We start from the raw sequence: 20,554 nt of genomic DNA on the forward strand, positions 1-20,554 counted from the left end.
GCGCGCCACCCGGACAGGCGGCTGAGCGGGAACGACCTCGTCGGCGCCGTCTCCTTCGGGGGCGGCGCGGGCGCGACGCTGGGCCTGGCCGGGTGGGCGCTGTCCGCGCTGCGCTCGACCCGCGCCAGTAATATGACCGATCGTGAGCGAGAACCAGCGCCCTGGCGCAGATGACATCGAGACCCGGTCGGATGCGCAGCTGGACGCGCAGCCGCACGTGCAGGCGGACGCGCAGACGGACGCGCTGGACGGACTGGACGAGCTGGGTGGCGTCTGGGACGTCGTCGTCGTGGGCGCGGGCCCGGCAGGCGCGTCGGCCGCCTACGCCGCGGCCGACACCGGCGCCGCCCGGGTGCTGCTGCTCGACAAGGCCGCGCCGCCCCGCTACAAGACCTGCGGCGGCGGGATCATCGGCCCCTCGCGGGACTCGCTCCCGCCGGGCTTCCAGCTCCCGTTGAAGGACAAGGTCCACGCCATCACCTTCACGCTCGGCGGCCGGTACGAGCGCACCCGGCGCTCGCAGCGGATGCTCTTCGGTCTCGTCAACCGCGACGAGTTCGACCACGGCCTGGTCCAGGCGGCGGAGAAGGCGGGCGCGACGCTCGTCGCGGGCGTGACCGTCACCGGCGTGACCCAGCCCGACGAGGCCGAGGGCGGCCTCGCGCAGGTCGCCCTGCAGGACGGCCGCGTCGTCCGCGCTCGGGCCGTCGTCGGCGCGGACGGCAGCGCCGGACGCGTGGGCACGCACGTCGGCGTCGTCTTCGACCAGGTCGACCTGGGCCTCGAGGCCGAGATCCCCGTTCCGCCCGCGGTCGCCGAGACGTGGCGCGGCCGGGTCCTGCTGGACTGGGGCCCGCTGCCCGGCTCGTACGGGTGGGTCTTCCCCAAGGGCGACAGCCTGACCGTCGGCGTCATCGCGGCGCGCGGCAAGGGCGCCGAGACGCGGGCGTACCTGAAGGAGTTCATCTCCCGTCTGGGCCTGGCCGGGTACGAACCGAGCGTCGAGTCCGGGCACCTGACGCGCTGTCGCGCGGAGGAGTCCCCGCTGTTCCGCGGCCGCGTCCTGGTCGCGGGCGACGCGGCGGGCCTGCTGGAGCCGTGGACCCGCGAGGGCATCAGCTACGCGCTGCGGTCCGGCCGACTGGCCGGCAAGTGGGCGGCGCGGATGTCCGGCGCGGACACCGAGGGCGCGGTGCGCCGGGAGGCCCTGGGCTACACCTTCGACATCCGTGCGGGCCTCGGCGAGGAGATGCGCGTCGGCCGCCGGATGCTCGCGGCGTTCGAGCGCCGCCCCCAGGCCTTCCACGCGGCGGTCCTCGCCTTCCGCCCGGCCTGGCGGGCTTTCGCTCGCGTCACCCAGGGCCACACCACCTTCGCCCGCCTCACGCACGAGTACGGCTTCGCCCGCCAGACCATCGCCTTCCTGACCCGCCGCTGACCGCTCCGCCGCCCGTGCGCGACCTGGGTCGGTGATGCTGCCGCATGTTGCAACCCAGCCCGCGCCCGGGTGACGCCGACGTAGAGCAGCCGCCGCCTCGTCGGAGCCGGAGTGGACCGCCCCCGAGCGCCGTCGGCGGCCAGGCGCTGGGCGACGGCGCGGCCGATACCGCGGGAGCCGCCGGTGACCAGGGCCGTCTTGTTCTGCAGGTGCGGTGTGGCGCTCATCGGACCCTTCTGGGTCCCGCGGGGCGCTCGTCGTCCGGCGACGACCACCCCGTTCGAGGAGGGCGCTGACCGTGCCCGCACCGGCTGCTGACCGGCCGCTGGACCTTCCCGGACGACGGTGCCCGGGTACTCCTGGGGGAGTACGGGATGCCACCGCGAGGAGGGGACGCCACCGGCGATCATCCGGCATACGGTTCCCTTATGAGATACCGCCGGCGCGGGGAGCGCCCGCCGCGCCCGCCGTTCGTGCTGCCGGTCATGATCGGGTTCATCCAGGTGGTCGGGACGAACGCGGTCGCGCGGCACCACGGGGGCTGGACCGGACGGTCGCTCGACACCGTCGGGTACCTGCTGCTGCTGGCCGGACCCGCGCTGCTGCTGCTCCGGCGGCAGTGGCCGGTGCAGGTGTTCGCCGGCACGGCCGCGATTGCCGGTGCGTACCTGCTGCTGCGCTACCCCTACGGCCCGATCGTGCTGAGCGTGCTGGTCGGGTACGTGACGGCGGTGATGGCGGGGAGGCGGCGCGCGGCGTGGATCATCCTCGGCACGCTCTACACCGCGCACGTCGTGGTCAACAGCATCACGCACGCGCTGAGCTGGCCGCTCGAGCTCGGGCTGCTGGCCTGGCTGCTGGTGGTGGTGGCCGCCGCGGAGCTGATGCGGACGCGGGTCGAGCAGCGGCGGCAGTGGCGGCTGGCGCGCGAGGAGCGCGAGGCCCGCATCGCGGACGAGCAGCGTCTCGCGATCGCGCGCGAACTGCACGACGTGCTGGCGCACAGCATCTCGCTGATCAACGTGCAGGCCGGGGTCGCCCTGGAGCTGATCGACGACGATCCCGAGCAGGCGCGGACCGCGCTGCGCACCATCAAAGACACCAGCAAGCAGGCTCTCGGCGAAGTCCGCCAGGTACTCGGCTCGCTGCGGACCGGGACGCCGACGGCCGCGGGCGGCGCCGGCACCGGTACGGGCACAGGAGCCGCCACCGCGACGTGGCCCGCCGCGCCGCGCAGCCCCGCGCCGGATCTGGAGCGGCTTGACGAACTCGTGCGCCAGGCGGCCGCCGCAGGCCTGACCGTCACCGTCCGCACCGAGGGGACGAAGCGGCGGCTCCCTCCGGGCGTGGGTCTCGCCGCCTTCCGGATCGTGCAGGAGGGGCTCACCAACGTGCTGCGCCACTCCTCCGCCCGCACGGCCGAGGTGGTTCTCGACCATCGGTCCGCCGACCGGCTGCTGCTCACCCTGGAGGATCCGGGTCCGGCCTCCGCGGCGGGCGGTCCCCGCGCGGGCGGCAGCGGCAGCGGGCTGGTCGGGATGCGGGAGCGCGCGAGCGCGCTCGGCGGGTTCGTCGAGGCCGCGCCCACCGCGTCGGGCGGGTTCCGCGTCCACGCCGAACTACCGTTGCACGCATAGGACATCGAGGCATCGAGGGGACGACGATGATCCGGGTACTGCTCGCCGACGACCAGCAGCTGGTCCGCGCGGGGTTCCGTGCGCTGCTGGACGCCCAGTCGGACGTCACCGTCGTCGCCGAGGCGGACGACGGGGTGCAGGCCGTCGCCCGCGCCCGCGAACTCGTGCCCGACGTGGTGCTGATGGACATTCGCATGCCCGAGCTGGACGGCCTCGCCGCCACCCGGCGGATCTGCTCGGACCCGGCGCTGGCCGACGTCAAGGTCGTCGTGCTGACCACCTTCGAGCTGGACGAGTACGTCTTCGAGGCGCTGCGCGCGGGCGCGGCCGGCTTCCTGGTCAAGGACACCGAGCCGGCCGAGCTGGTCCGCGCGGTGCGTGCCGCGCACGCGGGGGACGGCCTGCTGTCGCCGGGCGTGACGCGGCGGCTGATCGCGGAGTTCGCCGCGCGCTCGAAGGAGCCGGAGCAGCCCGCCGCGCTGTCCCGGCTGACGGACCGCGAGCGCGAGGTGCTGGCGCTGGTCGGCCTCGGACTGACCAACGAGGAGATCGCCGGGCGCCTGGTGGTGAGTCCGCTGACGGCCAAGACCCACGTGAGCCGGACGATGGTGAAGCTGGGCGCGCGGGACCGGGCGCAGCTGGTGGTGCTGGCCTACGAGTCGGGGTTGGTCCGCCCGGGCTGGCTGGGCTGAAGCCCCGCGCGGGCCTCGGCCCGCGGGACGCCGTCGTGTTCCGCCCGCTCGCGGTAGTAGCGCTCCAGCAGCGCGGGCATCTCCCGGCGCAGGAACGTGAAGAAGTGCAGCGACTCGCCGAGCCGGGCGCTCGCCGGGGAGTCCTCGCCGAGCAGCCGGATGCCCTCGGTCAGCGCGCTCTGCCAGCGGCTGAGCACGACGTCGCGCTGGAGTATGGCCTCGCGCCACACCTCGTCGAAGACCCGGTAGCGGTCGCGGCGCGAGCCGGGCTCGCGCTCGCGGCCGACGAGCTGGAGCTGCGTGAGGTAGCGGACGGCGCCGGAGACGGCGGCGGGGCTGATCTGCAGCGTCTCGGCAAGCTCGGCGGCGGTGAGGCGGCCGCTGTCGGCGGTCATCAGGGCGACGAAGACACGCGCCGGCATGCGCGGGAACCCGGTGTCGGTCAGCACGCCCGCGAACCGCTCGATGTAGGCGTGCAGTTCATCGGGAGCTGGAGTCATTCGATCACTCTATCGTCGGTCGCTTTGACGTATTCTTAATATTCACGAATTCCTGAAACCAGTGTAGCGTCAGCGGCATGACGACGGCCATCGACGTGTCCGGGCTGGTGAAGACCTTCGGTCGCACCCGTGCCCTGGACGGACTGGACCTCAGCGTCGCCGAGGGCGAGGTGCACGGCTTCCTCGGTCCGAACGGCGCCGGCAAGTCCACCACCATCCGCGTCCTGCTCGGCCTGATCCGGGCCGACGCGGGGCGCGTCGCCCTGCTCGGCGGCGATCCGTGGCGCGACTCGGTCGCGCTGCACCGCCGCCTCGCCTACGTCCCCGGCGACGTGACGCTGTGGCGCGGGCTCACGGGCGGCGAGGTGATCGACCTGCTCGGGCGGCTGCGCGGCAACGGCGCCGACCGCGGCCGTCGCACCGAGCTGCTGGAGCGCTTCGAGCTGGACCCGACCAAGAAGGGCCAGACGTACTCCAAGGGCAACCGCCAGAAGGTCGCCCTGGTGGCCGCGTTCTGCTCGGACGCCGAGCTGCTGATCCTGGACGAGCCCACCTCCGGGCTCGACCCGCTGATGGAGGAGGTCTTCCGCGCCTGCGTCGCCGAGGAGCGCGACCGCGGCCGGACGGTGCTGCTGAGCAGCCACATCCTCTCCGAGGTCGAGGCGCTCTGCGACCGCGTCAGCATCATCCGCGCCGGGCGCACGGTGGAGACCGGCACGCTTGCCGAGCTGCGCCACCTCACCCGCACCTCCGTCGCTGCCGAGCTGGTCGCCCCGCCAACCGGGCTGGACGCCCTGCCGGGCCTGCACGACGTCGAGCTGCACGGAACCACGCTGCGCTGCCAGGTCGACACCGACCACCTCGACGCGCTGCTGCGTGTCCTCACCGCCGCAGGCGTCCGCTCGCTGACGAGCCGTCCGCCGACGCTCGAGGAGCTCTTCCTGCGCCACTACGAGCCCGAGAACGCAGTGGGCCCGCAGACCGGGGCGGAGCAGACCGGGGCCGAGGTGACGTCGTCGTGAGGATCACCGGGACGGGCCCGCTGCTGCGCTTCGCGCTGCGCCGTGACCGGATCATGCTCGCCTGCTGGATCTACGCGCTGCTGGCCTCCGTCATCGGCACGGCCGTCTCCTTCCGCTCGCTCTACCCGACCGCCGCCTCGCGCGAGCAGCTCGCCGCCAGCATCAACGACAACGGCTCCCTGCGCGCCCTCTACGGTGAGGTCTACGACACCGGCAGCATCGGCGCGCTGACGGCGTGGCGCATCCTCGCCCTCTGCGGCCTGCTGCTCGGCGTCCTCTGCGTGCTGCTGGTCACCCGGCACACCCGCGCCGAGGAGGAGTCCGGCCGCCTGGAGCTGCTGGGCGCGGGCGCGATCGGGCGCGGCGCGCCGCTCGCGGCGGGCATCGGCTCGGCACTGACCGCCTCCGTCGTCGTCGGCGTCGTCACCGCCGTCTACCTGGCGGCGAGCGGTGAGCAGCTGAACGGCTCCCTCGCCTTCGGCGCGGCGCTGTTCGGCTGCGGCGTCTGCTTCGCGGGCGTCGCCGCCGTCGCCGTGCAGCTGACCGAGACCGGCCGGGCCGCGAACGGCATCGGCGGCGCGGTCCTCGGCCTCGCCTTCCTGCTGCGCGCCGCGGGCGACGCGGCGGGCGGCAACGGGCCGGGCTGGCTGGTCTGGCTCTCCCCGCTCGGCTGGGCCGAGCGCATCCGCCCCTACGACGACAACGCCTGGTGGCTGGTCGCCCTGCTGCTGGCCGCCGGTGCGGCGCAGACCGCCCTCGGCTACTGGCTGGCCGGTCGACGCGACCTCGGCGGCGGCCTGCTGCCGCAGCGCACCGGCCCGGGCGCGGCCGCGTCCTCGCTGCGCAGCGCGCTCGGGCTCGCCTGGCGGCTCCAGCGCGGCAGCCTGATCGGGTGGACCGTCGGCTTCGCGATCGGCGGCGCGCTGCTCGGCGGCATCAGCAAGGGCGTGGACCAGTTGGTCTCCAGCAGTTCCAACGTCCAGCAGATCGTGCAGCGGATGGGCGGCAGCAGCCAGGTGACCGACGCCTACCTGGCCACCGCGATGAACCTGCTGGCCATGGTCGCCGCCGTCTACGCCGTCCAGACCGCGCTGCGGCTGCGCGGCGAGGAGACCTCGGGTCGGGCCGAACCAGTGCTCGCGTCCGGCGTGCGGCGCCTCTCCTGGGCGGGCGGCCATCTGGTCTACCCACTGCTCGGCTCCGCCGTCCTGCTCCTTGCGGGCGGCCTGACGGCCGGGCTCGGCGCGGGCGTGGTCTTCGGCGACGTCCCGAGCTGGACGGGGAGGCTGCTGGTCGCCGGGCTGATCCAGCTGCCCGCGGTCTGGGTCTTCGCCGCGGTGACGGTCGCGCTGTTCGGGCTGCTGCCGCAGTGGACCGGCGCAGCCTGGGGCGTGCTGGGTGTGCTGCTCTTCATCGCCTACCTCGGCCCGGCCCTGAACGCCGGTCAGTGGCTGCTGGACCTCACGCCGTTCACCCACGTCCCCAAGCTCCCCGGCTCGGCCTTCCACGCCGCGCCGCTGGTGTGGCTGACGGTGCTCTCCGCCGCGCTGGCGGGCGCGGGCCTCACCGGCCTGAGGCGCCGCGACATCGGCTGACGCGTCCGGCCATGGCGGTGAGGCGCGTCACGATCGGCCGGTGGTGATCACGGGGCACTGTCGGGAGGGTGCCGTGCTGCATAGGCTGGGCACGCGCCGCCACAGGGTCGTGGCCGGCCGATCCCCGGGAAGGACACGCACCGATGACCTCCGACGCAGAGCCGCTGGTCCGCCACGCCGTCGACCGCGGCATCGCGACGCTGACACTCGACTCGCCCGCCAACCGCAACGCCCTCTCCTCGCGCCTGGTCGCCGAGCTGGAGCAGGGGCTGGCCGAGGCCGGCAAGGATCCGGCCGTCCGCGCCGTCGTGCTCGCCCACACCGGCGGCACCTTCTGCTCCGGCGCGGACCTGTCCGAGGCCACCGGCGGCGACCCGACCGCCAACCCGCGCCGCCTGGTCGCCGCGATGCGCAGCGTGCTGGAGTCACCCAAGCCGGTCGTCGCCGTCGTCGACGGCCACGTGCGCGCGGGCGGCCTCGGCCTGCTCGGCGCGTGCGACATCGTGCTGGCCGGCCCCAAGTCCACCTTCGCCTTCACCGAGGTGCGGCTCGGCCTCGCGCCCGCCGTGATCTCGCTGCCGCTGCTGCCGCGCCTGGACCCGCGCGGGGCCTCGCGCTGGTACCTCACCGGCTCGGTCTTCAACGCCGCCGAGGCGCAGCGGATCGGGCTGATCACCGAGGCCGTCGAGAGCCCGCAGGAGGTGCTGTCGGAGGTTCTGGAGGCCTTCCGCAAGGCCAGCCCGCAGGGGCTCGCCGAGACCAAGCGTCTCGTCACCGCCGAGCTGCTGCGCGTCTTCGAGCGCGACGGGGAGTCGATGGTCGCCCAGTCCGCGCTGCTCTTCGGCTCCGAGGAGGCGCGGGAGGGCATGCTGTCGTTCCTGGAGCGCCGCCCGCCGGCGTGGGCGTCCGAGTGACGCGCGCCGAGGCGTAGCGCAGGTTCAGGGTGCGGGGCGGGGCTGTGACGCAGCACTCGCCCCGCGACCGGTTACCCACCGGTTAACGTAGGCGCATGTCGTTCGCCGAGAAGATACGCCGCGGGAGCCGCGGCCTCGCGTCCCGCCTGGTCCACCGCGGCTGGACGTGGGTGCGGGAGGCGGGCGCGGTCAGCGCCGAGCAGCCCGGCCCGCTGCGCTTCGCCGAGCTCGGCGCGTTCACCAAGCTGGCCTTCCCGCAGGGGACGATCTTCAACGAGCACGCCATCGCGATCGGCTGTTACTCGATCATCGGAGAGCGGGTCTCCATCTCGGCGGGCTTCGCACCGGGCCTCAAGCTCTCCGGCGAGCCCATCGTGCGCATCGGTGACGGCTGTGTCATAGGCCGGGACACCAACATCGTCGGCCACGAGTCGATCGTGATCGAGGACAACGTCTGGACCGGTCCGAGCGTCTACATCTCGGACCAGAACCACTCCTACGACGACCCGCACCTGCCCATCGGCAAGCAGTGGCCGCGCAACGAGCCGGTCCGGATCGGCGCGGGCAGCTGGATCGGCACCGGAGCGGTGGTGCTGCCCGGCGCGGACATCGGCCGCAACGTCGTCGTGGCAGCCAACGCGGTCGTGCGCGGCCACGTCCCGGACAACACCGTCGTCGCGGGCGCGCCCGCCAAGCCCGTCCGCAGCTGGACCGAGGCGGACGGCTGGCAGCCCCCGATCCGTACCGCGCCGCCGCGCGCGATCCCCGAGGGCGTGACCCACGAGGAGCTGCTGGCCCTCATCGGCTGGGACCTCCGGCTGCCGCCCGAGGCGGAACACGCCGTGGGCGCGATGGGGGACCAGGACCCGGACCCCGTGCCGTAGCCCGGGCCGTGGCCCTCGCTGTTCGCGTCGGCTGCTCGACGCGCGTGGCGGTGACGCGGATGGCACAGTGGGAGGGATTCGCCTGCACGCCGGACCTCGTTTCGAGGAGGGCTCCATGCGTATCCCGATGCGAATCCAGCTTGCGGCTCTGGCCGCGTCACTCTCCGTCGCGACGGCCCTGAGCGGCTGCTCCGCCGGCGCGACCCGCAACGCGATCGGCTTGGGCGCCGGCAGTTCCTCGTCCGCGTCCTCCTCCTCGGCCTCGGTGCCCACGGCGGACCAGCTCCAGAGCGCGCTGCTCGGCGCCTCCGACCTCGGCCCCGCCTTCACGGCCCAGCCCGGCGACACCGCCTCCCCGACGGACACCTCGGGACCCACGGGCTGCAGCGCGCTGACCGACCTGATGAACCAGGCCCCCTCGACGCCCTCGGCCCAGGGCCCGGATGCCCAGGTCATCCTCGAAGGCGGCCAGAGCGGCCCCTTCGTCGGCGAGTTCCTGACCGGCCGCCCGCAGTCCGTCCTCGACCGCAACTACCCCTCCGTCGTCGCGGCCCTGCACAGCTGCCAGCAGCTGGACTTCCCGACCGGCACCACCCAAGTGCCCTTCCAGCTCTCCGACTTCGACATGGGCATCGCGGGCGCCACCGCCAAGCACCTCTCCGGCTCGGTCCAGGGCGTCCCCGTCAACGGCTACCTCGCGGTCGACCGCGTCAGCCCCACCGTCGCCATGGTCTACCTCTACCTCGAAATCGCGGGCGACTCCCCGCAGACGGCCAAGTCCTACTTCGACCAGGCCGTCGCCAAGGTTCGCACCACCCTGCAGCAGGCGGCGTCGGCGGCGAGCGTGTGAGCTCCACGTGCGCCCGCCCGTGGGAGGTCCGCCCGCTCGGGCTCTCCTCCGCGTCCCGGGCCCGTCGGGCGGCCAGGAGGCCCGGCCTGTGCGGACGCTGACCGCCTCTGCCCGGCGCGGCGATCGCCTCGCCCCGGCCCCCGGGCGGCCCCGCCGTGCGGGCCTGCACCGCCTGGTGAGGGTTCACGACTTCGCTCGTACCACCAGGGCGGAGACACCCGCCAGGGCGATCAGGAGAGCCACTGAGAGCAGGGCGAGCGGCAGGCCGAAGGCCTGGGCGAGAAAGCCGATGATCGGCGGGCCGGCGACCATGCCGCCGAAGCCGAGGGTGGAGGCCGTGGCGACGCCGCGCGGGCCGCGCAGCGCACCGGCGCGGTCGATGGCGAGGGGGAAGATATTGGCCAGGCCCAGGCCCACCAGCAGGAAGCCTGCCAGGGCCAGCGGCAGCGACGGGCTGACCGCCGCGGCCACCATGCCGACGGAGGCGATCGCCGCGCCCGCGACGAGCAGCTTGGTCGGGCCGAAGCGTTCGACCAGCCGCGTGCCGCTGAGGCGGCCGATCGTCATGGTGAGGGAGTAGACCGCGAAGCCGGCAGCGGCGACCGCCGAGGTGGCGTGCAGGTCCTGCCGCAGGTGCAGCGCACCCCAGTCGGCCATCGATCCCTCGCCGTAGGCGTCGCAGAGCGCGACGACGCCGAGCAGGACGACCAGCAGCGCGACACCCGCGCCCGCCGAGGGCCCGGCGGAGCCGTCCGTGGGAGCCGGGTCCGTGTGCGCGACCGCGTGCCGCAGCAGCGCGCGGCCCGCCCAGGCGGTGACGGCGAGACCGCCCACGGCCAGCAGGCCCAGATGCTGAGTGGGCGTCAGCGCCGGTGCCAGCAGCCCGCCGACCGTCGCGCCGAGCAGACCGCCGAGGCTGTACGCGGCGTGGAATGACGGCATGACGGGCCGCCCCGCGGCGCGGACGAAGTCCACGGCCGCGCTGTTGATGCCGACGTTCATCGCGCCGTACCCGGCGCCGAAGACCAGCAGCACTCCGCCCAGCGCCAGCACGGAGTGCGTCAGCGGCGGGAGCGCGACGGCGACGCAGAGCAGGACGGACGCCACCACCGTGACCGCGTGGTTGCCGAAGCGGACGCAGAGCCGGCCGACCGGGCCCATCGCGGCGACCGCGCCCGCGGAGACGCACAGCAGCGCCAGACCGAGCAGGCCGGGGGAGGCGTGCACCTGCGCCTTGATCTCGGGGATGCGGACGACCCACCCGGCGAACAGGAAGCCGTCGAGCGCGAAGAAGCCCGTCAGCGCGATGCGGACAACGGGCCAGCTGCCGGAGAGGCGGGTGGCGGGAGAGGAGGAAGAGGCAGGGGTGACGGGGGAAGCCGACTCCATTTTGTCTATCTGCGGCACAAATTCATAATAGAAGGGTGACGCAGACCCAGACAAGCCCCGACCGGGGCCGCGCCGCGCTCGGGCCGGCACTTGAGCTGATCCACACCGGCGAAGCGCCCACGCGCTCCGCGCTGACCGGCGCGCTCGGCGTCACCCGGACCACCGTCGGCGCGGTCACGGGCGAGCTGGAGGCGCTGCGGTTGATCACCGTCGACGCCCGCCCCGTCGGGGCCGGCCGCGGCCGGCCCTCGCACCGCCTGGGGATCGACCCGCAGGGCCCCGTCGTCCTCGCCGCCCAACTCCACACGGACGGCTTCACGCTGGCCCTGGCGGGCCTCGGCGGTCGCCTCGGGCAGCGGCTCGACCTGCCGTTGGCGCGGCTGCCCCGCGACGCGGACCCACGAGTCGTGCTGCGCACCATCGCCGACGAGGCCATGCGCCTGCTCGCCGCCACCCCCCGCCGCTGCGTCGGCGCGGGCCTGGCCGCGCCCACGCCGGTCACCGAGCCGGACCGGCTCGCCGTCATCTCCGCCTGCCTCGGCTGGCCGACCGGCACCCCCGTCGGCGAACTGTGGGAGGAGACCCTGCTCGACGCCGGGCTCCGGCTCCCGGAGGGCGTCGCCCCCGCCGTCGCCAACGACGCCAACCTCGCCGCCCTCGCCGAGCACCGCCACGGCGCGGGCCGCGGCGCCCGCCACCTGCTCTACGTGACCGCCGGTCACGAGGGCGTCGGCGGCGCCCTCGTCGTCGACGGCAAGCTGCACACCGGCAGCGGTGGACTCGCCCTGGAGATCGGCCAGTTGACCGTCGATCCGGAGGGTCTCCAGTGTCGCTGCGGCCGCCGGGGCTGCCTCGACGTCGAAGCCGGCCCGCCCGCACTCCTGACGGCGTACGGCCTCCCGGCCGACGCGCCGCTCACCGAGGTCGACGCGATCCTCGCCGCGGCACGCGCCGGCGACCGCGCGGCGCAGGCCGCGGCCGAGCACGTCGCGGTGCGCCTGGGCCACGGGATCGCGGCCGTCGTCGACATCCTCAACCCCGACCGGGTCGTCCTCGGCCCCTTCCACAGTGCGCTGCTGGCGGCCGCGCCCGAGCTCCTGCCGGAGACGGTCGCCGCCCGGGCGCACTGGGGCCGCTTCGGCTGCGTGCCGCTGCGCGCGGCCGCACTGCCCGCGCCGGAGCTCGCCGGCGCGGCGGAGCTGGCCTGGGCCCCGATCCTCGCGGACCCCCAGCTCGTCGCCGTGGGTCAGGGTCTGCCCTAGGGGGCGTCCCGTACTCCCGGGGGAGCAGCGCGGGTGTCCCCCGCGAGGCGACGCCGCGCGCGCAGGCGAGGAGGAGTCTCTTCAGTACCGACTACTGAGGAGCGCGAGATGAACACCTTCCTGGCCGACGGATGGCACGGCGGTCCCGGCCCGTGGATCGTCCTGGTGCCGCTGTTCTGGATCGGGGCGATCATGGTCGTCCGTCGCATCGTCTGGCGTGGCCGCGCGTTCGGCGGCGGTCCGCGCGGCCCGCGGCCCGGTGGCCCCTTCGGCGGTCCCGGCGGCCCGCGCGGCGCGTACTGGGGCGGCCCCCAGCAGCAGGGACCCGCGCCGTCCCCGCTGGAGACCCTCAACCGCCGCTACGCGGACGGTGAGATCGACGAGTTCGAGTACCGCCAGCGCCTCGACGTCCTGAACGGCACCGACACGACGGCGTGAGGCTGCACCACCTGAGGGGTGCGGGGCTCTGGCGATATGCGGCTCCTCCCCCGGCCTTCGGCCGGGAGGCGCCCCGGCGGGGGCGCGACCAGCCGCCCAGGTGCGGACGGTCCTCATCGAGCAGGGCCATCCGCACAGGGCGGTTGCTCGCGCAGTTCCCCGCGCGCCTGGGGTGCAACGAGCTGCCCGGAGCAGATCAATCGGCCAGGACGGGCTGCAGCGCTCCCGCGGGGACCTCCAGGGCCAGCAGCGGGACGGAGTCCAGCAGGGCCGGGGCGGGCACCGGGGACGTGGCGACCGTGAACCACACGGTCTTGCCCGTGTCGCTCAGCTGCGCGCCCCACTCCTTGCACAGCGCCGCGACGATGGAGAGCCCCCGGCCGCCCGAGTCGAAGGGCTCGGGCGTGCGGGCCTGGGGGAGGTCGGGGGAGTCGTCGGAGACCTCGACCGTGAGGGTGTCGGTGCCGGCCCGTAGGCGCAGCGTGCAGGGCGCCGTCGCACCCACGTGCTGGTACACGTTGGCCAGGAGCTCGGTGAGGCCGAGCAGCGTCTGGTCCGTGACGGCGGCGAGATGCCAGTGCCGCAGGTGCGCCTGGACGATTCTGCGCACCACGGCGAACCGACTCGGTTCGGCCGTGAGGCGCAGTTCGTAGCGCCGGTCCATGTCCTCCATCGCGCTTTCGACTCCTTCCGTCCTCCGCAAGCGGCGGGCGACTTCGAAGAGTGAGCAATGAGAAGCATTCCGTGGTACGACCAGCGTTTCCCGGTTCGCCCGGGACCGCAACTGCTGACATCCTGCCCCGAACGCTGGCTCAGGGTAAGCATCCGGACGCAGCGAGTCGCGGATCATGCAGCCGGATTCGAGAACGTCCAAGCAACTCTTGTGATTTGCGCCACGTTACGATGCGGGTGAGCAGGCAGAGCAGCCTGAGCCACCACCCGTACGACGAAAGCAGCCCGCTCGTGAGAACCCTGGACGTGGACCGCAGCGACGCCGACTACCGCGCCTGGCTGAAGGAGGCGGTCCGGAAGGTCAAGGCGGACGCCAACCGCTCCGCGGACACGCATCTGCTGCGCTTCCCGCTGCCGGACGACTGGGGTATCGACCTCTACCTCAAGGACGAGTCGACCCACCCGACAGGCTCGCTCAAGCACCGGCTGGCCCGCTCGCTGTTCCTGCACGCGCTGTGCAACGGCTGGATCCGGCCCGGGCGGCCCGTGGTGGAGGCGTCCAGCGGGTCGACGGCCGTGTCGGAGGCGTACTTCTCGAAGCTGATCGGGGTGCCGTTCATCGCGGTCATGCCGCGCACCACCAGCGCGGAGAAGATCGCCCTGATCGAGGCGCAGGGCGGCAGTTGTCACCTGGTCGACGACACCAGGACCCTGTACGAGGTCTCGGCCCGGCTCGCCGCCGAGTCCGGGGGCCACTACATGGACCAGTTCACCTACGCTGAACGGGCCACGGACTGGCGGGGCAACAACAACATCGCCGAGTCGATCTACCACCAGATGGCCCAGGAACGGTTCCCCGAGCCGACCTGGATCGTGGCCACCGCCGGCACCGGCGGCACCTCGGCGACACTGGCCAGGTACGTGCACTACATCGGCGCGGACACCCGCGTCTGCGTCGCCGACCCCGAGAACTCCGCCTTCTTCGACGGCTGGGTGCACGCCGACCCGTCCGTCACCTGCGACTGCGGCTCCCGGATCGAGGGCATCGGCCGCCCGCGCGTCGAGCCCAGCTTCGTCCCGGGCGCCATCGACCGGATGATGAAGGTCCCGGACGCGGCCAGCGTCGCGGCCGTGCGCATGCTGGAGCGCGTCATGGGGCGCAAGCCGGGCGGCTCCACCGGGACGGGCGTGTGGAGCGCGCTGCGCATCGTCGCCGAGATGCGCGCGGCCGGGGAGCACGGCAGCGTCGTGACGCTGATCTGCGACCCGGGCGACCGCTACCTGGACAAGTACTACTCCGACGCCTGGCTCGCCGAGCAGGGCCTCGACATCACGCCGTACCTCGCCGTTCTCGAAAAGGTCCTGCAAACCGGGGAGTGGACCGGCGAGTGACCTGCCAGGATCGGCGCATGACCGGTCCCAGCGCAGCCCACGTGCCCGACGAGTCGCCCGACGCCGTCTACCGCGCACTCGCCCGCGACACCTTCGTCACGCTGTACTGGCGCACGCGACTGTTCGGCGAGGCCGCCGACCGGCTGCGTCGGGCGGGCTTCGCGGTGGTCGACCTCGACGCGTCGGGCTGGGCGACGGCGGACGCCTTCCACACGGACGTCGCCGCGGCGTTGGACTTCCCGGACTACTACGGCCGCAACCTCGACGCCTTCAACGACTGTCTGCGCGACGTGACGGCCGGCGAGTACGGCGTGCCGCACGACGCCCAGGGCCTGGCACTGGCGTTCACGCACTACGACGTCTTCGCGGCCGCCTGCCCGCGGGAGGCCCACGTCGCCCTGGACATCCTGGCCGACCACGCCCGCCGGGCCGCCGTCTTCGGCGGCCGGCTGCTCTGCCTGGTCCAGAGCGACGACCCGGACCTGCGCCTGGAGCCGGTCGGCGCGCAGCCGGTGGCGTGGAACCCGCTCGAGTGGCTCGACTCCTCGCGCCGACCCACGGCCGCCCCGGAGGGAACCGAGGTCTGAACCACGGCCCCTCCCCCGGGGGTGCGGGTCAGCCCTGGAAGTCCGGCGTGCGCTCGCGGGAGGCCTCGGCGAGCGCCTTGGTGACCTCGGCGACGTCCCCGCGCAGGCCGTAGACGGGCGTGCCCGGCTGCTGCCGCCATGAGTCGTCCAGACCGCCGGCGTCGACCGTGTCGAAGCCGAGCTGGTCGATCAGCTCGCGCACCAGCTTCTTCGCGGCCGCGTCGTCGCCCGCGACGGGAAGCGCCTGGCGGCCCGGAGCACCGGCGGGGAGCGGGCGCTCCAGGATGTCGGCGGCGTAGGTGCCGTTGAAGGCCTTCACCACGGTGTGTCCGAGCTGCTGGGCCACCCAACGGCTCTCGGTCAGGCCCTCGTCCTCGATGGCGGCGATCCGGCCGTCGCGCTGCTGCGGGTAGTAGTTGTTGGTGTCGATCACCGTGAAACCGGGCGCGGCCTGCGCGAAGAGGTCCTTCGGCAGGCTCGGGACGTTCTTCAGCGGGATGGTGACGATGACCAGCTCGGCGTCGCGCGGGGCCTCCGCGACGGTGACGGGCGTCGCGCCGGTCTCCTTCGCGAGCTCGCCCAGCGTCTCCGGGCCGCGGGAGTTGGCGACCGAGACGTCGTGCCCGAGCGCGGTCAGCCGCCGGGTCAGGTTGCCGCCGATGTTGCCCGCGCCGATGATACCGATCTTCATGGGAGAGCCTTTCCGGGTGCGGTCGTGGCTGTGTGCCCGCAGGGCCGTGGAGCCCGGCGTGCTGAGCGACGGGGAGCCGTCGCTGCTCGTGCCAACCCGCTTCGTACGCCACGCATTCCGCGCGGAGCACCTGTTTCGGCCGATCTTTCTATCGCGCCTGGTGGGCGCGGGCGTCGAGCCGGCGCATGGCCTGGCGGACGGAGCGCATGACCATCGGGCGGACGGCCTGGAGCGGGAGCTCCAGGGCTGCGTGGCCTTCGATGGCCATCGTGAAGCGCAGCGTCGTGCCGGAGCCCTGGCCCGAGGTGAGCAGCCACTCCTCCATCCAGGCGTGCGCGCCCGGCAGGTTGGTCTCCTCGATCCGGTAGACGAAGCGCTCCGGCTCGTCCCAGACGAGCACGCTCTCGACGAAGCGCACCCCGCCGCGCAGCGAGACCGAACGGCCCGCGCCGGTGCTGTAGGGACCGGGCCCGGTGTAGGAGGCGCGGGTGATCTCGCGCCACCACTGGGGCCAGGTCGAGGCGTCGTCCGTCAGCTCCGCGAACAGCGCCTCGCGGGACGCCTCGAGACGCTGGGTGACGACGATTCGCAGCGGCGCCGACTGGAGGAACTCAGTCGTCACCGGGGACAGACGTACGCCCACCGGGCACCTCTTTCCATGGATCAGGGTGGGCGCAGCCTAGTTGACGCCCCGTCAAGCTTTAAAGGTGACATCGGACACGCATGCCGTCAGCCAGCGATGACGACTTCGCGGACGTGTTCGGCGACGGCGCTCCGGATCTCCGCCGGGAGGCCGGAGTCCGTGACCAGGGTGTCGATCTCGGCCAGCGAGGCGAAGGTGGAGAGCCCGACCGTGCCCCACTTGGTGTGGTCCGCGACGGCGATCACCCGGCGCGCCGCCGCGACGAAACTGCGGTTGGTCTCCGCCTCGGCCAGGTTGGGCGTGGACAGGCCCGCCTCCAGGGAGATGCCGTGGCATCCGAGGAAGAGCAGGTCGAAGTGGAGCGAGCGGATGGCCCGGTCCGCTATCGGGCCGACCAGCGCGTCGGAGGGGGTGCGGACGCCGCCCGTCAGCACGACCGTCGACGGCGGGGACGCGGCTGTGCCCTGACGGGCCGCGTGCTCGAAGACGTCCGCCACGCGGACCGAGTTGGTCACCACCGTCAGGCCCTCGATCCGTACCAGGTGGTGGGCGAGGGCGTAGGTCGTGGTGCCGCCGGAGAGGGCCACCGCACTGCCGGGGGCGACCAGGCGGGCGGCCGCCTCGGCGATCTCCTCCTTGGCGCTCAGCTCCAGCGCCGACTTGGCCTCGAAGCCGGGCTCGTGCGTGCTGGCCTCGAGCACCGGCACGGCGCCGCCGTGGACCTTCTCCAGCATCCCCTGGCGGGCCAGCGCGTCCAGATCCCGTCGGATCGTCATGTCGGACACGTTGAGCTTGCGCGTCAGCTCGTTGACGCGGACGCCGCCACGGCGGCGCACCTCGTCCAGGATCAGGGCGCGCCGCTGTTCCGCCAGCAGACCGCTGTTCTCGGCCACCCGGCTCCCGTCCTCTCCGCTCGCTCCGCGCTGGGGACGGCTGGACCGTCCGTACTTCGCGTCATCCTGCCACGCCCGCGTGTCCCGTGGCGCGAAAGTGCTGTACGGAACGGCGGAAAGCGGCAGCATATCCGCAGGACATCTGCGGGGTGGCCATCGGGCGGAGACGCCGTCGGCACGGTCGGCGGGGACGGACGGGGACAGCGGGATGAACGGGGCAACGGGGATGGACACGGCCGTGACGGACGGCATCGGGACGGACGGGACGGGGAGAACGGACGGGACGGACGGGGAGGCCGCGCCGCTGCCCGGACAGCGCACGCCGGAGGGCGCCTCGGCGCGGCCCGCTCCGCTTCGGCTGGAACTGCTCGTCCACGGGGTCGGCGGCACCACGCCCGAGGTGATGCTGGAGAGCCCGCACCTCAAGCAGATGACCGGCGACTCGATGTCCGGAACCTACCGTCGCTGGCCCGATCAGGACGCCGAGCAGCATCCGGCGGACTACGCGGGCGACGCGGTGCTGGAGGCCTACTCCTGGGCCAAGTTGACCTCCGGCGCGGCCAGCCGCGCCCTCTGGCTCCTGCTGCTGCCGTTCATGTTCGCCAACCTGGTCCACTGGATGCGGCCGCCGGGGCCGCCCGGCGCCGCCGCGCACCCCCGCCTGAACGGCGTCTACTCGGCGCTGGCCCGGCTGCTCGCCGTCTCCCTCACGGTGCTGCTCACCGCAGGAGCCTGCGAGATCGCGATGGACCTCGCGGCCTGGCAGTGCGCCGCGGACGGCGCCTGCGTGGCCCATCACTCGTGGGTGGTCTTCGCGCTCGGCGGCCACGGCGGCTGGTGGGGACAGCCAGGACGCCGCCTCGTCGTCGCCGCGCTGGTGCCGCTCGCGATGCTGGCCGCGCTCGGGCAGCTGTCCCGAGTGACGTGGAGCAGCTACGAGCGGGTCCGCCCGATGTCGGCTCCGCGCACCGGCGACGAGCCGATCGAGATGGAGACCAGCGGCTTCTGGTACGGCGTCGCCACCGTCGGCCGCCTGCGCCCGCTGCATCTCGCGGCCGGCCTGCTCACCGTCGCCTGGACGGTGCTGGTGCCCGTCATCGCCCGCGACCGGCAGGCCGCACCGCACCAGGCCTGGATCGGGATCGCCCTGCTGGTCCTGCTCGTCGCCGTCGGCGCGCTCCTGCTCGCCGGCCTCGGCACGGGCGCGGACGCGCTCCCGCCCCGCGTGCTCCTCACCGTCGCGGCGGGCCTGGCCGTGCTGGTCTTCGGCTACGCCGCATGGACTCGCCCGGCCTGGACCGCGACCGGCCCCCTGCCCGGCGCGGAACAGGGCTTCGCCGCGCTCCTGGCCGGCCAGCTCGTGCTGACCCTCGCCCTCGCCGTCACCGCCCTGTCCCTGACCCGCGGCCACCGCACCACGACCCCGGCAGATCCGGTCGCGACGTCGAACGCGACCACGCTGCCGGATCCGGCGGCGACGACCGACCCGGCCCCGGCCGTGCCGACGAACGCGGCCGTGCCCGCGAACCTGTCCGCGGCGGCGAACGGGACGGAGACGACGAAGGCGACCGTGCCCATCGACCCCACCGTGCAGCTGAATTCGGGCGCGCCCTCGACGCCGGCTGCGCCGGTCGACCCGGCCGTGCCGGGGGCCATGGCCGCGCTCGCATCGAGCCCGCCCGCCGACGCGACCGTGCCCATCGACCCCACCGTGCAGCTGAATTCGGGCGCGCCCTCGACGCCGGCTGCGCCGGTCGACCTCGCCGCGGTGGTCGATCGTGCCGGGGTGGGGGAGTTCGTCGGGCACATCGATCCGGCCGCGCCTGTGGATCCGAGGCTGGTGGTGCCGAGGCCCGAGCTCGGGGCGGCGGAGCCGGCGGATGTCGGGTTCGGCGGGCCTGGGGGCAGTGCGCTGCGCGGGCTGGCGGGGCCGGCGACGGGGCTGCTCGCGCTGGGGCTCGGGGCGCTGTTCACGTCCGGGGCCGCGCTGCTCGCCGCGCAGCGGCTCGCGGGGAAGGGGGACCGGCCGCAGGCCGTGCCGTTGCTGGTCTGGCACGCGAGCGGGACCACGCTGCTCGCGCCGGTGCTGCTGGCGGTCGTGCTGCGGCTCGTGGTCTCGCTGCTGCGCGCCAAGAAGGCGCTGCGGTCGGCCGTCCTCGCCGCCTACGACGAGCCGCCGACGACGGACTCGCCGCGCACCGGGCAGATCACCACGGCCCTGGCCGGCGCGCGGCTGACCGAGGCGGGGACGGGCGTCATCGGCACGCTGGCGCTGGCCGCGGCCGTTCAGCTCCTCGTCGCGCTGGCCGGCGCGCTGTTCAGCGGGGAGTCGCTGACGGCCGCGACCGCCGACCTGGGCATGATCGGATCCCGGCTCGGCGAGATGCTGCAGAGCCTCGGCGGATGGCTCACCACCGCCTTCCTCGTGGGCCTGGTCGCGCTCGGCCGCAGCGCCTACACCTCGCCGACGCGGCGGCGGACCGTCGGCGTGCTGTGGGACATCGGCACCTTCTGGCCGCGCGCGGCCCACCCGCTCGCCCCGCCGTGCTACGCGGAGCGCGCCGTCCCGGACATCGAGGCCCGGATGCGCACCTGGCTCGCCGCCGACCCCGCCCGCCGACTGGTCCTCTCCGCCCACTCCCAGGGCACGGTGCTCGCCGCGGCGGCCATGTGGCAGCTCGACCCCGCGACCCGGGGCCGGGTCGCCCTGCTGACCTACGGCTCGCCCCTGCGCCGCCTGTACGGGCGGTTCTTCCCCGCCTACATGGGCCCGGACCAGCTGATGCGGCTGCAGCGGGACATGCCGCGCTGGGACAACCTCTTCCGCCTCACCGACCCGATCGGGGGCCCCGTCCGCATCCCCGCCTGCGCGGGCAGCCCGGCGCCCGACCAGCCGGCCTTCCCCGACCCGCTGGCGTTCGGGCGCAGCGAGGAGTACCCGATCCTGGTGCCGGTGAACGGGCACTTCGACTACCGGCTCGACCCGCGCTTCCTCCTGGCGCGCGACGCGCTGCTGGGCGCGATCGAGGAGGCTCCCACCACGGTGGGCTGACCG

At 74.0% G+C, this 20,554-nt stretch carries 19 protein-coding genes; 13 read left to right on the top strand and 6 right to left on the bottom strand.

Features of this window, described 5'->3' with window-relative positions:
* Nucleotides 1-217 precede the first annotated feature (217 nt).
* The 3 genes from TR48_RS32880 (at nt 218) to TR48_RS32890 (ending at nt 3,767) form a co-directional block, all read left to right on the top strand.
* Nucleotides 218-1,438 carry a geranylgeranyl reductase family protein gene (locus TR48_RS32880; RefSeq protein ID WP_236652439.1) on the top strand — a complete coding sequence of 407 codons (1,221 nt, stop codon included), beginning with the start codon at nt 218-220 and terminating at the stop codon, nt 1,436-1,438.
* A 428-nt stretch (nt 1,439-1,866) separates the two neighbouring features.
* Nucleotides 1,867-3,075: a sensor histidine kinase gene (locus TR48_RS32885; protein ID WP_042374074.1), complete on the top strand. Its 1,209-nt coding sequence runs from the start codon at nt 1,867-1,869 to the stop codon at nt 3,073-3,075.
* A 26-nt stretch (nt 3,076-3,101) separates the two neighbouring features.
* The gene (locus TR48_RS32890) at nt 3,102-3,767 is read left to right on the top strand and encodes a response regulator transcription factor (RefSeq protein WP_042374075.1); all 666 of its coding nucleotides are present in this window, start codon (nt 3,102-3,104) and stop codon (nt 3,765-3,767) included.
* Here the strand turns inward: TR48_RS32890 and TR48_RS32895 are convergent.
* Nucleotides 3,728-4,267, bottom strand: a complete 540-nt coding sequence (locus TR48_RS32895; RefSeq protein WP_063771116.1) for a GbsR/MarR family transcriptional regulator — start codon at nt 4,265-4,267, stop codon at nt 3,728-3,730. The genes TR48_RS32890 and TR48_RS32895 overlap by 40 nt on opposite strands.
* A gap of 77 nt (nt 4,268-4,344) precedes the next feature.
* Between TR48_RS32895 and TR48_RS32900 the strand changes: the two genes are divergently transcribed.
* The 5 genes from TR48_RS32900 (at nt 4,345) to TR48_RS32920 (ending at nt 9,532) form a co-directional block, all read left to right on the top strand.
* Nucleotides 4,345-5,289, top strand: coding sequence for an ABC transporter ATP-binding protein (locus TR48_RS32900; protein WP_042374076.1), 945 nt, complete (start codon nt 4,345-4,347; stop codon nt 5,287-5,289).
* Nucleotides 5,286-6,884 (top strand): ABC transporter permease, encoded by a 1,599-nt coding sequence (locus TR48_RS32905; protein WP_042374077.1) that lies wholly within the window; start codon nt 5,286-5,288, stop codon nt 6,882-6,884. The genes TR48_RS32900 and TR48_RS32905 overlap by 4 nt, the downstream gene beginning before the upstream one ends.
* 143 nt (nt 6,885-7,027) lie before the next feature.
* Nucleotides 7,028-7,798: an enoyl-CoA hydratase family protein gene (locus TR48_RS32910; RefSeq protein ID WP_042374078.1), complete on the top strand. Its 771-nt coding sequence runs from the start codon at nt 7,028-7,030 to the stop codon at nt 7,796-7,798.
* Between the two features lie 95 nt (nt 7,799-7,893).
* Nucleotides 7,894-8,682: an acyltransferase gene (locus TR48_RS32915; protein ID WP_042374079.1), complete on the top strand. Its 789-nt coding sequence runs from the start codon at nt 7,894-7,896 to the stop codon at nt 8,680-8,682.
* A 115-nt stretch (nt 8,683-8,797) separates the two neighbouring features.
* Nucleotides 8,798-9,532 (top strand): hypothetical protein, encoded by a 735-nt coding sequence (locus tag TR48_RS32920; protein ID WP_152628312.1) that lies wholly within the window; start codon nt 8,798-8,800, stop codon nt 9,530-9,532.
* Between the two features lie 183 nt (nt 9,533-9,715).
* Here TR48_RS32920 and TR48_RS32925 read toward each other — a convergent pair whose 3' ends face one another.
* Nucleotides 9,716-10,939 carry an MFS transporter gene (locus TR48_RS32925; protein ID WP_439654516.1) on the bottom strand — a complete coding sequence of 408 codons (1,224 nt, stop codon included), beginning with the start codon at nt 10,937-10,939 and terminating at the stop codon, nt 9,716-9,718.
* Nucleotides 10,940-10,956: 17 nt separating this feature from the next.
* Between TR48_RS32925 and TR48_RS32930 the strand changes: the two genes are divergently transcribed.
* Both TR48_RS32930 and TR48_RS32935 read left to right on the top strand, forming a co-directional pair.
* A complete protein-coding gene (locus tag TR48_RS32930) occupies nt 10,957-12,183 on the top strand; it encodes an ROK family protein (RefSeq protein ID WP_042374083.1) in 1,227 nt (408 codons plus the stop codon).
* Nucleotides 12,184-12,291: 108 nt separating this feature from the next.
* The gene (locus tag TR48_RS32935) at nt 12,292-12,621 is read left to right on the top strand and encodes an SHOCT domain-containing protein (RefSeq protein WP_042374084.1); all 330 of its coding nucleotides are present in this window, start codon (nt 12,292-12,294) and stop codon (nt 12,619-12,621) included.
* A 196-nt stretch (nt 12,622-12,817) separates the two neighbouring features.
* Here TR48_RS32935 and TR48_RS32940 read toward each other — a convergent pair whose 3' ends face one another.
* Nucleotides 12,818-13,294 carry an ATP-binding protein gene (locus TR48_RS32940; protein ID WP_052443246.1) on the bottom strand — a complete coding sequence of 159 codons (477 nt, stop codon included), beginning with the start codon at nt 13,292-13,294 and terminating at the stop codon, nt 12,818-12,820.
* A gap of 236 nt (nt 13,295-13,530) precedes the next feature.
* On the opposite strand from TR48_RS32940, the gene TR48_RS32945 reads away from it, so the two are divergent.
* Together TR48_RS32945 and TR48_RS32950 are read left to right on the top strand one after the other, a co-directional pair.
* Nucleotides 13,531-14,685 (top strand): PLP-dependent cysteine synthase family protein, encoded by a 1,155-nt coding sequence (locus tag TR48_RS32945; protein ID WP_304941238.1) that lies wholly within the window; start codon nt 13,531-13,533, stop codon nt 14,683-14,685.
* A 17-nt stretch (nt 14,686-14,702) separates the two neighbouring features.
* Nucleotides 14,703-15,272, top strand: a complete 570-nt coding sequence (locus tag TR48_RS32950; protein WP_042374086.1) for a barstar family protein — start codon at nt 14,703-14,705, stop codon at nt 15,270-15,272.
* Between the two features lie 28 nt (nt 15,273-15,300).
* Here the strand turns inward: TR48_RS32950 and TR48_RS32955 are convergent, their stop codons facing one another.
* The 3 genes from TR48_RS32955 to TR48_RS32965 all read right to left on the bottom strand — a co-directional run bounded on the left by TR48_RS32955 (nt 15,301) and on the right by TR48_RS32965 (nt 17,499).
* On the bottom strand, nt 15,301-16,005 hold the full coding sequence (locus TR48_RS32955; protein ID WP_268873613.1) for an NADPH-dependent F420 reductase: 705 nt from the start codon (nt 16,003-16,005) through the stop codon (nt 15,301-15,303).
* 106 nt (nt 16,006-16,111) lie between these two features.
* Nucleotides 16,112-16,606 (bottom strand): SRPBCC family protein, encoded by a 495-nt coding sequence (locus TR48_RS32960; protein WP_042374088.1) that lies wholly within the window; start codon nt 16,604-16,606, stop codon nt 16,112-16,114.
* Nucleotides 16,607-16,692: 86 nt separating this feature from the next.
* On the bottom strand, nt 16,693-17,499 hold the full coding sequence (locus tag TR48_RS32965; RefSeq protein ID WP_042374089.1) for a DeoR/GlpR family DNA-binding transcription regulator: 807 nt from the start codon (nt 17,497-17,499) through the stop codon (nt 16,693-16,695).
* Between the two features lie 208 nt (nt 17,500-17,707).
* On the opposite strand from TR48_RS32965, the gene TR48_RS39460 reads away from it, so the two are divergent.
* Nucleotides 17,708-20,551 (top strand): hypothetical protein, encoded by a 2,844-nt coding sequence (locus TR48_RS39460; protein ID WP_152628314.1) that lies wholly within the window; start codon nt 17,708-17,710, stop codon nt 20,549-20,551.
* Nucleotides 20,552-20,554 lie beyond the last annotated feature (3 nt).

It is taken from the genome of Streptacidiphilus neutrinimicus (assembly GCF_000787815.1).
GTDB classification, from domain to species: domain Bacteria; phylum Actinomycetota; class Actinomycetes; order Streptomycetales; family Streptomycetaceae; genus Streptacidiphilus; species Streptacidiphilus neutrinimicus.

What these genes read in the sequence shown, in the direction of transcription:
- TR48_RS32940 (WP_052443246.1), bottom strand. Translation starts at nt 13,294, where the DNA reads ATGGAGGACATGGACCGGCGCTACGAACTGCGCCTCACGGCCGAACCG.
- TR48_RS32910 (WP_042374078.1), top strand. Translation starts at nt 7,028, where the DNA reads ATGACCTCCGACGCAGAGCCGCTGGTCCGCCACGCCGTCGACCGCGGC.
- TR48_RS32885 (WP_042374074.1), top strand. Translation starts at nt 1,867, where the DNA reads ATGAGATACCGCCGGCGCGGGGAGCGCCCGCCGCGCCCGCCGTTCGTG.
- TR48_RS32915 (WP_042374079.1), top strand. Translation starts at nt 7,894, where the DNA reads ATGTCGTTCGCCGAGAAGATACGCCGCGGGAGCCGCGGCCTCGCGTCC.
- TR48_RS32895 (WP_063771116.1), bottom strand. Translation starts at nt 4,267, where the DNA reads ATGACTCCAGCTCCCGATGAACTGCACGCCTACATCGAGCGGTTCGCG.
- TR48_RS39460 (WP_152628314.1), top strand. Translation starts at nt 17,708, where the DNA reads ATGAACGGGGCAACGGGGATGGACACGGCCGTGACGGACGGCATCGGG.
- TR48_RS32900 (WP_042374076.1), top strand. Translation starts at nt 4,345, where the DNA reads ATGACGACGGCCATCGACGTGTCCGGGCTGGTGAAGACCTTCGGTCGC.
- TR48_RS32890 (WP_042374075.1), top strand. Translation starts at nt 3,102, where the DNA reads ATGATCCGGGTACTGCTCGCCGACGACCAGCAGCTGGTCCGCGCGGGG.
- TR48_RS32920 (WP_152628312.1), top strand. Translation starts at nt 8,798, where the DNA reads ATGCGTATCCCGATGCGAATCCAGCTTGCGGCTCTGGCCGCGTCACTC.
- TR48_RS32950 (WP_042374086.1), top strand. Translation starts at nt 14,703, where the DNA reads ATGACCGGTCCCAGCGCAGCCCACGTGCCCGACGAGTCGCCCGACGCC.
- TR48_RS32935 (WP_042374084.1), top strand. Translation starts at nt 12,292, where the DNA reads ATGAACACCTTCCTGGCCGACGGATGGCACGGCGGTCCCGGCCCGTGG.